The organism is Streptomyces umbrinus, assembly GCF_030817415.1.
Lineage (GTDB): Bacteria > Actinomycetota > Actinomycetes > Streptomycetales > Streptomycetaceae > Streptomyces > Streptomyces umbrinus_A.
Genome location: NZ_JAUSZI010000002.1, coordinates 11,082,572 through 11,095,509, shown reverse-complemented (window position 1 = coordinate 11,095,509; position 12,938 = coordinate 11,082,572). Strand labels below are relative to the sequence as shown.

Genomic DNA, 12,938 nt, shown 5'->3' with positions numbered 1-12,938 from the left:
CGAGGAGCCGACAAGGGGCCAGTCTCCCCCGACTGGACCGGGATTTCCGTGCGGCCGCCCGCCTACGCTGCGGCGCATGGACCGCGTACTCGCCGACGATCTCTCCCGGCTCCCCGAACTCCTCCAGTCCGCCCGTGACTTCGCCGCCCGTGAGGTGTCGGGGCTCGAAGCACGGCCCGTGGCCCACCTGGGCAAGGCTCCGGACGCTGAGCCGCTGCCGGCCGGGGGCGCGGGCGCAGAGGGCGCGCTCGCTCGGTTCGCCGAGCGGTGGGCGCCGGGGTTCTCCGCCTCCGCGGGCCCGCGCTATCTCGGCTTCGTGACCGGGGGCGCGACCCCGGCCGCGCTCACCGGGGACTGGCTGACCAGTGCGTACGACCAGAACGCCACCGGCTCCGGCGACTCGTCGGCGACCGCACTGGAGCACGAGACGCTGGGCTGGCTGCGCGAACTTTTCGGGCTGGGCGAGACGCACAGCGGCGCGTTCGTGACAGGTGCGACCGTCTCGAACACCGTCGGGCTGGCCCTCGCTCGGGAGTGGCTGGGCGAGCGTCTGGGCGTGTCCGTGTCCGAGGCGGGAGCCGCCGCCCTCGGACCGGTCGACGTGTTGTCCGGCAGCCCGCACTCCAGCATCCCCAAGGCCCTGTCCGTCCTGGGCATCGGCCGCGACCGGCTGCGTACGGTGCCCGTGCTGCCCGGTGGCCGGGAAGCCGTCGACGTGGCGCGGCTGGCCGAGGCGCTCGACGAGCTGGACGGGCGGCCTGCCGTCGTCGTGGCCAATGCCGGGACCGTGAACACCGTGGACTTCGACGATCTGCGGGCGATCGCGGCGCTCAAGGAGCGGTACGACTTCTGGCTGCACGTGGACGCCGCCTTCGGCGGTTTCGCCGCGCTGTCCCCCGAGCACGCGCATCTGACCGACGGCCTCGACGCCGCCGACTCGGTCTGCGTCGACCTTCACAAGTGGCTCAACGTCCCCTACGACGCGGCCGTGCAGTTCACCCGTCACCGGGACCTCCAGGTGCGGGTCTTCCACAACGCGTCGCCGTATCTCGGACTGCCCACCGGCGAGCCCGACTTCGTCCACCTCACACCCGAGAACTCACGCCGGCTGCGCGCGCTCCCAGCCTGGTTCTCACTCGCCGCGTACGGCCGCGAAGGACACCGGGAGATCGTCGAACGGAACATCGCGCTCGCCCGGCGCCTCGGCGACCGGATCACCGACGCACCGGGCCTGCGGCTGCTCGCGCCGGTCCGCCTCAACGTCGTCTGCTTCACGCTCGACGGGGACCCCACCCAGGAGCGGGTGCACGCGCTGGGCCGTGCCGTCGCCGAATCCGGCGAGGCGTTCATGACGCCGACCTTCTACGAGGGGACGCACGCGCTGCGGGCCGCGTTCAGCAACTGGCGTACGACAGAGGCCGATACGGACCGGGTGGCGGATGCCCTGGAGCGCGCGGTCAGCTCTTTGTGACGGCTACTGCCCTCAGGGGCTGCTCCTGGGGCAGTTCGCGGCGTCCGCGGACCGGCGAGAGGAACACCGGCAGGAAGGCCATGGCGAGCAGTCCGGCGCCGACCCACAACGTGGCGCGCACACCGGCCAGTTCACCGATCAGTCCCGCCACGGCCGCGCCGACGGCGAGGGCGCCGGTGAGGACGAACCTGAACGTCGCGTTCATTCGGCCGAGGAGCGCGTCCGCGGTCATCCGCTGGCGCAGGCTCACTCCGAGCACGTTGTCCACGCCCGTCTTGAACAGGACGAGGACTCCCCCGGCGCCCGCGAGCCACAGCCAGGGTCCGCGATCGATGAGCGGGACGAGCAGTCCGGCGGGCGCGAGGCACAGGCCCATGACGCCGAGGGTGCGGCCGTATCCGAGGCGCCCGGCGAGGGGGCGGGCGCAGCGGGCGCCGAGCAGGAGTCCGATGCCGCCCGCCGCCCAGTACAGGCCCAACGCGCTTGCGGGCAGGCCGAGTTCACGCACGAGCAGCACGGGGAGCATGGTGTTGATGATCTGCGAGCCCAGGTTGGTGAGGGCCGCGGTGAGCGCGAGGGCGCGCAGCTCCACGTTGCCGAGGACGTGGCGGACTCCCTCGCCGATCTGCTTGCGCAGTCCGACCGTCCGGCCGGGTGCGGGCGGCGCCTGATCGGGGCGGACCCTGGTGAGCTGGAGTGCGGAGGCCAGATGGCTCGCCGCCGTGCAGAGAACGGCCACCGGTGCCGTGAGGAACTGGACCAGCGCGCCGCCCGCGCTCCGGCCGGCCACGTTGCTCACGGCCATGAGGCTCATCATGGCGGTGTTGGCCTGTACGAGGGCGTCGCGTCCGACGAGTCCGGGCAGGGTGCTCTGCGAGCCGACGTCGAAGAAGACGGTGGCGCAGCCGTTCAGCAGCACCACCGTGTACAACTGGCCCAGCGTGAGCGCGTCCAGCCACCAGGCCAGCGGGACGGAGGCGAACAGCGCGGCCCGCGCCAGGTCGGCCACGATCAGCACCCTGCGGTGAAGCATCCGGTCCACCCAGGCCCCGGCGGGCAGGCCGATGAGGAGGAAGGCGAGCGTGCTCAACGTGGCCAGGGCGCCGACCTGGCCGGGGCTCGCGTCGAGTTCGGCCACGGCGATCAGCGGGACGGCGACATAGCTGACGTTCGTTCCGAGCTGGCTGAGCGCGGTCGCGCTGAAGAGCGTCCTGAAGTCGGCCGTCCGCCATGGGGAGTTGGGCTGCATGATCCACAACCGTGCCCGACCTCGACAGCGCAGCACAAGTGAAGAGTTCTCCACATTGCCTTAAGCAGAGCTACATTGTTGCGGTCCGGTGCAGTCAGTGTCCGGGCGGGCCGAGGCCTGAACGGCCCTTCCCCCTTGCCTCCCGCTGTGCTTGTCTGGGGGCCGTTTTCGGTGGCCGGGGCGGGAGTTGCCGTATGCGCAAGCCGTGGATGGTCGGGGTGGTGGCCGGGTTACTGATGCTCGGCGCGTGCGGGGACCCCTCGTCCGGACCCGGGTCCGGGGCGCCCGTCCCCTCGGCGCCCAAGGCATCCTCGACCACTCATCAGCGGCCGGCCGCCACGCCCGAAGCAGAAACCGACACCGAGGTCGAGCCCAACACCGAGGCCGACACCGGTACCGGGGCCGAGGCCGAGGCCGGGGTACCCTCACAGCGTTCCCGCCCCACCGTCCTCTATCTCGGCGACTCCCTCGCCATGGAGAACCAGAAGGTCCTCGGCGGCCTGATGCGCGACGAGTTGAAGGCGCGCTACACCAGCGCCCCCTACTCGGGAACCACCCTCTGCGACTACCTGGAGGGCACCGGCGAGGACTCCCTCGTTCCGCCGAAGGACAAGGCCGCCGCCCTGGTGCGTACGCTGCGGCCGGACTTCGTGGTGCTGCAGTTCTGGGGCAACGCGTGGGGCTACACGCCGTGCATGGACGGCATCACCCATGACAAGGCGCAGGACAAGTACTTCGCGCGGTACACCGCCGACGCACGGCGGCTGACCGACCAGATCGCGGGCGCGGCGGGCGGGGACCGGCCGAAGGTCGTCTGGGTGCTCCAGGGCCCCGACCCCATGACGCCCGACCGGGTCCGCCGCGTCAACGCCATCTACGAGCGGCAGGCCGCCGCCTCCGGGGACCTGCTCGCGGACGCCGGAAAGGCGGTGAGCCCGGCCTCGGCCCGCTACACCTGGAGCCAGTACCTGCCGTGCACCGCGTACGAACGCGAGCACACGGCGTACTGCACCCAGCCGGGCAGCGGCCGGACCGCCCTGCACATCGACGACGACTACCTGCACTTCTGCCTGGTCCCCACCACCACGACGCCCAGGCCCTGCCCGGTCCGCTCCCCCGGCATCCTGCGCATCACCCGGGCGATCACCCGGGCCGTGGCCGCGCAGCTGGACTGACCCCTGCGGTCCGGTCCCAGGTCGCGGCGGTGACGCCCCGTTCGCGCAGTACGGTCTTGCGGACCTTGCCGGTCTCGGTGAGCGGCAGTTCCGGGACGGTCTCGATGAAGCGGGGCACGGCGAAGGTGGGCAGCTCACGCTCGCAGTGACGTACCAGGTCGTGCGGGTCCAGGACGCTCCCCGGTCGCGGGAGCACCGCCACCATGACCTCGTCCTCCGCCAGTTCCGAGGCCACCGGAAAGGCCGCGGCATCGGCGACCGCGGGATGCGAACGGACCGCGGACTCCACCTCGAACGAGGAGATGTTCTCGCCGCGGCGGCGGATGACGTCCTTGACCCGGTCGACGAAGCGGTACGAGCCGTCGGGCTCGCGGATCACGCGGTCGCCCGTACGTCGCCAGGAGGCGGGGTGCCGTTCGGGATCTCCCAAGTAGCCGGTGGAGAAGGCGAATTGCCGATGGCTGCGGACGACCAAGCTCACCGGCCGTGCCGTCCGGGACGGGAGCGAGGTGTTCGTCGACCACGCGGGCGGAGAAGCCTTCACGCAACGTGCCGATGCGGCCCGGGCGTTGGGCTTCCGGGGTCGAGCCGATGACGAGGTTCGTCTCCGTGGAGCCGAAACCGTCGACGAGGGTGACGCCGAAACGCTCGCGGAACGGCTGCCACGCGGAGGCGGGCGTGGCCGGTGAGAGGCCGCGCCAGGCGCGGTGCACACGGTCGTGTCTGCCGGGTGGCTGCGCCAGGAGCATGGGCGCCATCGCGCCGAGCAGATACACGGCGGTGGCACCGGCCTCGGCCACCTGGTCCCAGTACCGCGTGGCGGAGAACCGCTCCCCGACGACGCAGGTGGCGCCCACGGTCATGGCGTGCGCGAGCGTGTTGAGGGCGTTCGTGTGGAACAGCGGGAGGCACGTGTGGAGCACGTCGTCGGCTGTGAGGCACAGCGAGTCCGCGACGTTGCGGCCCCACCAGACGGTCTGCGCGTGGGGGCAGAGCACGCCGCGCGGGGTCCCGGTGGTTCCCGAGGTGAACAGGACGAAGACGGTGTCCTCCGGGTGGGCGGGTGACGGCGGTACCGCGGGTGCCTCACCCGGACCCGGGACGTCGTCCCCGCCCACGACCCACAGCGTGCCGCGGAAGCCGGCCTCCACTGGCCGGTCCGCCGACTCGGCCTCCGCGAGCAGGAAGGACGGCTCCGCCTCGCGCAGGATGTGCCGGAGTCCCTGGCCGCGCAGGCCGGTGTTCAGCGGTATCAGGACCGCCCCGAGCCAGGCGCAGCCGAGGATCAGGTCGACGAACTCGATCCGGTTGCCGGCCATGACTGCGACCCGGTCGCCCGGCCGACAGCCGCGCGCCACGAGGGCTCCCGCCGTCTCGGCCGCCGCCCTCCGGGACTGCCGGTACGTCCGTGTCACGTCCCCCACACGCAGGAAGACCCGGTCACCGAACTCCTCGGCTGCCGCGGCCAGGAGCCCCGGCACGGTCATGGCATCCGCTGCGGCACCGGGGTGTCCGATCACCTCAACACACCGTCGGCGCGCAGGTGTTGGATCCGCTGCGGGGTCAGTCCCGCCACGTCGCGCAGTACCGCGTCGGTGTCGGCGCCGAGTACGGGCGCGGGCTCGCGGATGCCACCTGGTGTACGGGTGAGGGTGATCGGAACGCCCTCATGGAGGAAGGCTCCCGCGACCGGATGCTCCTTGCGCACGTAGAAGCCACGGGCACGCAACTGCGGGTCGTGTTCCACGAGTTCGCGGCCGTCCTGCACGGCTCCGGCGGGGATGCCGCGCGCCTGGAGCAGTTCGGCCGCGGAGTCGGCGGACATCGTGCGGGCCCAGGTGCCGAGTGCGGCGTCGACCAGTGCGGACTCACGCCTGCGGGCCTCGGCGGTACGGGTCCGCTCGTCGGTGGCGAGTTCGGGGCGGCCGATGACCTCGCAGAGGGCCGTCCACTCGGTGTCGTCGCGCACGCTGACGGCCAGCCAGCGGTCGGCGCCCAGGGATCGGTACACGCCCTGCGGGCTCCACTCCGAGTGGGTGTTTCCGGCCGGACCCACTTCCGTCCCGCGCAGGAGGCTGGTGCCCATGTGGGCCGCGATCGCCTCCAGTTGGGACAGGTCGATGTGCTGGCCGCGCCCCGTCTCGGCACGGTGTTCCAGCGCGGCGATCGTGGCGAGCGCCGCCTGGAGGCCCGCCACGATGTCTCCGTGGCCGTAGATCACCCCGACCACGTCGTCCGGTCCCCAGCCGGTCAGCCCGGTCAGCCCCGAACTCGCCGACACGGTGTCCGCGTACGACACCCAGCCGTTGCGCGGGCCGGTATGTCCCATGCCCGACATGCTGACGTACACGATGTCCGGGTTGATCGCGCGCAGTGCCTCGTATCCCAGACCGAGCTTGGTCATGACCGTGGAGCTGAAGTTCTCCACGATGACGTCGCTTTGGGCGATGAGGTCGCGGAGTACGGCGACGCCCTCCTCGGTGCGGGTGTCCAGGGCGATGCTCTGCTTGTTCCGGTTGACCTCGTTGAAGTAGCCGTTGGTGTTCGGGGCCGTGTGGGGGCCTCGGGACAGGTGCATGAAGGGTGCGAACCGCGTGGCGTCCGGTCGGCCCGCGGACTCGACTTTGATCACTTCGGCGCCGTGGTCGGCCAGGATCTTGGTGCAGTACGGGCCGGCCAGCACCCAGGTCAGGTCCAGGACGCGTACGCCGTCCAGGGTGGGCCGTACGGGTTCGTCGGCCGCCGGTTCCGGTTCCGGTGCCAAACGCTCCGCGCGGGGCGGGTCGTCGAGCAGGCCCTGGTCGTCGCCCAGGCCTGGTGCGACGAGTTCGGTCCTGCGGCGGCCCTCGGGGAACGCGAAGGGGAAGCCGAGGTCGGTCCGCTCCCCCTCGGGTGTCGTGACCCGGGTGAAGAAGTCGCGGGCGGCGAGCTGCGGGTTGTCGGGGAGTTCGTGGGGCAGGTCGACGGCGGCCCAGGGCAGCTTTCTGGCCTGTGCCTGCCGGGCGAACTCGGCCTTCGGCCGGGTGCCGACGAAGTCCTGGACGACCTTGAAGACATGGTCCTGGTGCTTCTTGCGTTCGACCGGGTCCTGCCAGCGCGGCTCGGCGAGGTCGGCGTCCGCCTTCTCCTCGCGCAGCCAGTCGAGCAGCACGTCCCACATGCGGGGACTCCCGCCGAGCCCTCCTCCGAGATGGCCGTCGGCCGCGCGGAACAGCCCGTGCGGCACCAGTGGATGCACGCTGCCCGGACGCGGCGGGACCCGGTCCTCGTGCAGGTAGGCGAGGGCTCCGGCCTCCAGAGCCGCGGCCACGCACGCCTGCGCGGAGACGTCGATGAGCTGCCCCGGTCCGCGGCGCCGGGCGCGCAGGCCGAGCAGTGCGGCGATCGCCGCGTTGACGCCCGCGAGTTGCTCGGCCTGGTTCTCCGGGAGCCGCAGCGGTGGGCCGTCGGGGTCGCCGACCTGCGCGAGCATCCCGCCCAGCGCGGCCACCACGAGGTCGGTGCCCTGCCAGTCGCTGCGGGGGCCCAACAGCCCGAACGGGGTGACGCGGACGTGCACGAGATGGTCGAGTCCCTCGGTGGCCGCCTCCGCGCCGTGCTCGGTGCCGTCGAGCAGGATGTCGGCGTCCCGCAGCAGTCGGCGCAGCTGCGCGGTTCCGTCGGGCGCGGCGAGGTCGACGGCCACCGAGCGCTTCCCGGCATGCCAGTGGACGAACGCGTCACCGCCCTGCTCGCGGCGGGTCTCGTCGCCTTCCGGGGGCTCGACCAACACGACCTCGTGACCGAGCCCGACGAGCAGCCGGCCCGCGAACCGGGCGAACGGGCTGGACAGTTCAACAACACGCGGAGCCGGCTCGGTCACGTTTCCTCCGGGAGAGTCTGTCGGATACAAAGCGGCCTGAGTGGAGTCGGCGCAGTGCCGGGCGCGCCCCGTCAGGGGCGCGGGGAACTGCGCGACCAGCCCCACCGGCCCGCAGATTCATCACTTCCCTTCCAGCGGAGCGCCGTGGCCCTGGTCGAGGAAGCCCGTGACCACGCTGTGGTAGTCGTACGGCCGTTCCTCCTGCGGATGGTGGGAGGCCTCGCTCATGACGTGCAGACTGCCCTTGGGGATCATGCGGGCCAGCATCAGCGGGTAGTCCGGGGTCAGGAACGCGTCGTACATGCCCCACAGGAAGAGTGTCGGCGCGGCGATGCGGCCGAGTTCGGCGGTGAGGTCCTGCCAGTCGCCGCGCGGGTTGTCGGAGGCACCGGCCAGCGCGGTCTCCTCGGGGTCAAGGCTCTGCTCGAAGCGGAGCGTCACCGTGCCGTCGGGGACGGCGTCGGCGTCGTACCACTCCAGGCGCGCGATCAGCTCACGCATCTTCTCCCAGGAGGGGCCGGTGCCGCCGTAGTAGCGGTCGCGGGCGTTGCGTCCGCGGCGGCCGCCTTCCGGGAGGGGGGCGAGCGGGCCGTGGAAGACGGGCATGCTGCCGGTGATCACCAACGACCGTACGCGCTCGGGGTACTTGGCGGCCAGGTTGAGCGCGATCGTGCCGCCCCACGAGTTGCACACGAAGTCGGCGCGCTCCACGTCGAGGGTGTCGAGAAGCGCCACGGTCTTTGCCGCGTGGTAGTCCCACATCGGGCCCTCGATGACGGGCTTCCCGGACTTCCCGTACTGCAGGATGTCGACCAGGAGGCACCGGCGGTCGGCGGCGAACAGCGGCGCCACCTGCCCGAAGTCGGACCATCCGGTGCACCCGGGGCCGCCGCCGTGCAGGAAGACGGTGGGACTGCCCTCCCCCAGTTCGACGTAGTGGTATTTGACGCCGTCCGCTTCCGCGTAGGTGCCCTCCGGGGGCGCCTGGATGTCCATGAGGTCCATCCCTCGATGGTGGGACAGCGGTGATGATCCGGCCACCATCAACGCGAGGACGTGGCCGAAGGAGACGGCGAGCCCCCCAAGACGGTCCTCGGCAAGGTCGGGCTCATCCTGGGCGCCTTCCGGGACAACGACTTCTCGCTCAGCCTCACCGAGCTGACGGCCCGCACCGGGGTCGCGAAGGCCACCGTCCACCGCCTCTGCCAGGAACTGGTCGCCGGCGAACTCCTGGAGCGCGAGGGCTCCCACTACCGCCTCGGGCTGCAGCTGTACGAGATCGGCCTGCGCGCACCCCGCCAGCGGACCCTGCGCGAGGCGGCACGGCCCGTCATCGAGAACCTCGCGCAGAGCCTCGACAACGCCATCACGCTGTCCGTGCCGAACGCGTCGGAACTGCTGTGCATCGAGAACGTCGGCGGGCACCGCAACCGGGCCAGGTCCAGCCTGACCGGGCGGCACATGCACCTGCACAGCACCGCCGCCGGAAAGCTGACCCTCGCCATGCTACCGGAGCAGTACCCACTGTCCGCGGTCGTGCCGCTGATGCTCCGCCGCACACCCCGCACCCTCACCGCCGCCCAGCTCCCCGACGAGCTGGCCCGCATCAGGGAGCAGGGCTACGCGACGGAGATCGAGGAGCACCGCCAGGGCTATCTCGCCGTCGCGGTACCCGTGCGGAGCACCGACCATCCCTATGTGGGTGCCCTGTCGGTGATCGCCCCCACGGCGGGCAGCAACATCGCCCGAATGCTGGTGGCGCTGACCACGGCATCTCACACGATCACTTCTCGGCTCACCGTCTTCCAGGCCTACCGCGCCCCGCTGTGACGACGTCGGTGCGCCGACGGGTCTGTTCCCGGCCCCGGCCCCGGACCCGGACCCGGACCCGGACCCGGACCCGGACGACAATGATCACGTGGACGAACAGAACGCGGCCTCGCGGGCGGACAACGGCATCGCCCGGCTCATCGACCCGCTGAAGACGAACATGCCCGAGGCCGGGGACTTCGGCTTCGAGGCGATCCAGCGGCTGGGGAACCCGGTGCCGATGCTGGTGCAGAACAGCGGCACGGAGCAACTGCAGCTGTGGCTGGAGCCGTTCGGGCAGGACTACTGGCTGAAGCCCGGAGAGGCCCTGACCGTCACCTCGTACGGGACATGGAACGACCACCCGTTCGAGACCGTCCACGAGGCCGACTGTCTCACCGTCTGGGCCACATCCTGGTTCACCACGGTCTCCGACCGCGACGGGAACGAGTTCCCGCCGGGCCGCAGGGACACCGCCTGACCTGCGGCCGCCTCCCCTGACGCGAACCGGAGTCAAAGACGCGCAAAGCGCCTACTGGCCGTCCTTCCGCAGCTCGGACTCGACCAGTCGGTACAGGTGCCGACGGGCGTCCTGCGTGCTCAGTTCGGGTGACTGGCGCAGTCGCTGGAGGGCCAGTCCGTCGGAGAGGGCGGCGAAGCGGACGGTGAAGCCGGCCGGGTCGGCGCAGACGAACTCCCCATCGGCGACGCCCCGTTCGACCAGGGCGCGGATCTGGCTGTGCCAGTCCTCGTACCGCTTGGCCTGGCCGCTCGCGAAGGCCTGCTCGGGGTCCTGGTCGCGGTCGCCCGCGCTCCAGTAGTCGAACCACATGCGCCAGTGCCGGTCGGTGTCCTCCGTGAACAGCGCGTCGATCAGCAGCCGCAGCGCCTCACCGCTGCCGGCCGCCTGCTCGGCGGCCTCGTTCAGCGCCGCGTAGTAGCGCTCGATGTGCAGCACCATCGCCTCGGAGAGGATCTCCTGCACACTGCCGAAGTGGTACGTGACCGTACCCACCGACACCCCGGCCGCGGCAGCGACGTCCCGCACTCCCACGGACGTGTACCCGCGCTCGGCGATGAGCGGGACGGCCGCCTCCACGATGAGCCGCCGGCGGACCTCGGTGGGCTGGCGGGTGCGGTCGGCGGCGGCGACGGCACGTCGGGGCGTCTTCGCGGCCTTCACGCCGACGTCCTCGGGGTGGTGCGGTGCCATGCGCGCTTGACCACTGTCTCTCCGTCCGCCCGTGTTTCCATGCGACTGTCCATGATGAACTCCGTGGCCGTGGCCCGCAGCTCCGTACGCGTCATGATCTCAGCGTCCCAGTCGTCGCCGCGCCGCAGTCGGATCGTCCACTCGGAGACGGCCCGCGCCGACAGCGGATCGTCGGCCCGTATCCGGTACGTCTCGCGGGCGCTCTCCTCGTAGCGCAGCCCGTCCGGGTAGACCCGCGATCCGCCGTAGTTTGGGGTCGACCTCCAGCGTCCACTCGCCCTTCGCGACATCGCAGGTGACCAGCCGCTCCGGTGTCGCCTCGGCGGACCGCTCGTAGGTGACGGGCAGCGGCGGGGCCTGCTCGGGCTCTTCGAACCGGATGGACCCCCGGCCCTCGCTCTCGTCCTTGTCCTCGTCCGACGCGGGATCCCGTACGGGCAGGAGCAGCGCGCTGTCGGCGGGCAGCACGGCCAACCGGCCGCGCTCGCCGTGCGGCCACACCCAGGGCCAGTACGTGTCCGAGACGGCGACCCTGATGCGGTGGCCGGGCGGAAAGGCGTACCCGATGCCGTTGAGCTCGAACTCCACGGTCTCGTACGTGCCCGGGGTCCACTCCACGGCCCGGTCGCGCCCGTGCCTGCTCAGCAGGTTGAGGACGCCACGGGTGACAAGGGTGGACGAGCCGTCGGGCGCGACGTCGCAGACACGGGCGACGACGTGGGCGCGCGGAGTCGCGCTGTCCAGACGGAGCCGGACGCGCGGACGCCCCAGGATCTCCACCCTCCCGTCCAGCGGCGCCGAGTCGAAGCAGACCGAACGGCCGTCCTCCTCCCGCTGATCGGGCGGCAGATCGCTCTCGTTGCCGAACGGGAAGAAGCGGCCGGCGTCGAGACCGGTGTGCTGCGGAGACCGTACGAGGACGGGGGTGCCACCACTCCCGAGCGGCCGCGCATCCCAACTGACCGAAGGCGAGGGCCAGTTGTCGTCGCCCACCCAGCGTCCGGGCATCTCGTCGTACGAAGTGGCGGGCGGGACCGGGTCGTTCAGCCAGGCACGGAGTTTGGGCTCGCGCATGACGCCGGTGTCCTCGCCCTTGAGGTGCTGGTCCCACCAGCGGAGGGTCTCCTGGAGGAACCCGATGGCCGGGCCGGGCGGCAGGCCGCGGTCCGGGTACTGATGCGACCAGGGCCCGACAATCCCCCGTACGCGGTCGTCGGGCAGGTGTTCCACGAGCCGCAGCACGGTGTCGCGGTAGGGGTCGTTCCAGCCGCCGACGGCCAGGACCGCCGCGTCGATCGCCGTGTAGTCCTCGCAGACGCTGCCGTGCCGCCAGTAGTCGTCGCGTTGCTGGTGTGCCAGCCAGGTGTGCAGGAAGGGGTCGAGCGCTTCGAGGCGCTCGCGCCACAGCGGCAGCCAGCGGTCCTTCCCGACACTCGTCGGGTCCGGCGGGCGGGCCGCGAACGCCAGCATCGTGCCCGCCCAGGCGAGCATGTCGATGCCGAGGACTGCGCCGCCCGTGTAGTGCACGTCGTTGTCGTAGCGGTCGTCCGTCGAGCAGACCGTGACGATCGCCTTCAGCGGTTCCGGGGCCAGTGCGGCGATCTGGAGCGAGTTGAAACCGCCCCACGAGATGCCGAACATGCCGACCTTGCCTGTGCACCAGGGCTGCTCGGCAAGCCAGTTGACGACGTCCACGCCGTCCGCGAGTTCCTGTGCGTCGTACTCGTCGCCGGGGGTTCCCTCGCTGTCGCCGTGGCCTCGGATGTCCACGCGTACGGAGGCGTAGCCGTGGCCGGCGTACCAAGGGTGGCGTTGGGCGTCGCGGGGCGCTGTCCAGTCGGTCTTGCGGTAAGGGAGGTATTCGAGGAGGGCGGGCACGGGGGTTGTCTCGGCGTCGGTGGGGCGCCAGACGCGGGCGTGCAGGTGCGTCCGCCCGTCCCGGGTCGGGATCCAGACATCCTCACGCGTGACCTGCCGGTCGAAGTGCTCGCGGTATTTCACGGGGCTCCTTGTATTTACGGCTTGCGGCGAGCGGTGGGTTGGGGTGGGGTTTTCGCCCCCGCCGCCCCTACCCGTTCCCGTCCCTTCTGGGGGCTCCGCCCCCAGACCCCCGCATCGGCCTGAACGGCCTCGTCCTCAAACGCCGGACGGGCTGGTAA

10 protein-coding genes and 1 pseudogene are annotated in these 12,938 nt (G+C 71.5%); 4 read left to right on the top strand and 7 right to left on the bottom strand.

Annotated elements, in window-relative coordinates; translation table 11 throughout:
- The first annotated feature begins 76 nt into the window (after nt 1-76).
- The gene (locus QF035_RS49235) at nt 77-1,471 is read left to right on the top strand and encodes a pyridoxal phosphate-dependent decarboxylase family protein (protein WP_307528976.1); all 1,395 of its coding nucleotides are present in this window, start codon (nt 77-79) and stop codon (nt 1,469-1,471) included.
- Here the strand turns inward: QF035_RS49235 and QF035_RS49230 are convergent.
- Nucleotides 1,458-2,720: an MFS transporter gene (locus QF035_RS49230; RefSeq protein ID WP_307528974.1), complete on the bottom strand. Its 1,263-nt coding sequence runs from the start codon at nt 2,718-2,720 to the stop codon at nt 1,458-1,460. The two genes, QF035_RS49235 and QF035_RS49230, sit on opposite strands and share 14 nt — an antisense overlap.
- A 194-nt stretch (nt 2,721-2,914) precedes the next feature.
- Between QF035_RS49230 and QF035_RS49225 the strand changes: the two genes are divergently transcribed.
- The gene (locus QF035_RS49225; RefSeq protein ID WP_307528973.1) at nt 2,915-3,895 is read left to right on the top strand and encodes an SGNH/GDSL hydrolase family protein; all 981 of its coding nucleotides are present in this window, start codon (nt 2,915-2,917) and stop codon (nt 3,893-3,895) included.
- Here the strand turns inward: QF035_RS49225 and QF035_RS49220 are convergent.
- The 4 genes from QF035_RS49220 to QF035_RS49205 all read right to left on the bottom strand — a co-directional run bounded on the left by QF035_RS49220 (nt 3,864) and on the right by QF035_RS49205 (nt 8,762).
- Nucleotides 3,864-4,130 (bottom strand): AMP-binding enzyme, encoded by a 267-nt coding sequence (locus QF035_RS49220; protein WP_307528972.1) that lies wholly within the window; start codon nt 4,128-4,130, stop codon nt 3,864-3,866. The two genes, QF035_RS49225 and QF035_RS49220, sit on opposite strands and share 32 nt — an antisense overlap.
- Nucleotides 4,030-5,415: an AMP-binding protein gene (locus QF035_RS49215; protein WP_307528971.1), complete on the bottom strand. Its 1,386-nt coding sequence runs from the start codon at nt 5,413-5,415 to the stop codon at nt 4,030-4,032. The genes QF035_RS49220 and QF035_RS49215 overlap by 101 nt, the downstream gene beginning before the upstream one ends.
- Nucleotides 5,412-7,757: a CaiB/BaiF CoA-transferase family protein gene (locus QF035_RS49210; RefSeq protein WP_307528969.1), complete on the bottom strand. Its 2,346-nt coding sequence runs from the start codon at nt 7,755-7,757 to the stop codon at nt 5,412-5,414. The genes QF035_RS49215 and QF035_RS49210 overlap by 4 nt, the downstream gene beginning before the upstream one ends.
- Before the next feature lie 120 nt (nt 7,758-7,877).
- Nucleotides 7,878-8,762, bottom strand: coding sequence for an alpha/beta fold hydrolase (locus tag QF035_RS49205; RefSeq protein ID WP_307528967.1), 885 nt, complete (start codon nt 8,760-8,762; stop codon nt 7,878-7,880).
- Nucleotides 8,763-8,813: 51 nt separating this feature from the next.
- Here QF035_RS49205 and QF035_RS49200 point away from each other — a divergent pair, with 51 nt between their 5' ends.
- Together QF035_RS49200 and QF035_RS49195 are read left to right on the top strand one after the other, a co-directional pair.
- Entirely contained in the window at nt 8,814-9,587 is a 774-nt protein-coding gene (locus QF035_RS49200) for an IclR family transcriptional regulator (protein ID WP_307528965.1), read from the top strand.
- Between the two features lie 88 nt (nt 9,588-9,675).
- On the top strand, nt 9,676-10,047 hold the full coding sequence (locus QF035_RS49195) for a hypothetical protein (protein ID WP_307528964.1): 372 nt from the start codon (nt 9,676-9,678) through the stop codon (nt 10,045-10,047).
- Nucleotides 10,048-10,098: 51 nt separating this feature from the next.
- On the opposite strand, the gene QF035_RS49190 is transcribed toward QF035_RS49195, so the two are convergent.
- Together QF035_RS49190 and QF035_RS49185 are read right to left on the bottom strand one after the other, a co-directional pair.
- Nucleotides 10,099-10,779 (bottom strand): TetR/AcrR family transcriptional regulator, encoded by a 681-nt coding sequence (locus tag QF035_RS49190; protein WP_307528961.1) that lies wholly within the window; start codon nt 10,777-10,779, stop codon nt 10,099-10,101.
- A pseudogene (locus tag QF035_RS49185) lies at nt 10,746-12,780 on the bottom strand (CocE/NonD family hydrolase). Before QF035_RS49185 ends, QF035_RS49190 begins: the two are co-directional and overlap by 34 nt.
- Between the last annotated feature and the right edge of the window lie 158 nt (nt 12,781-12,938).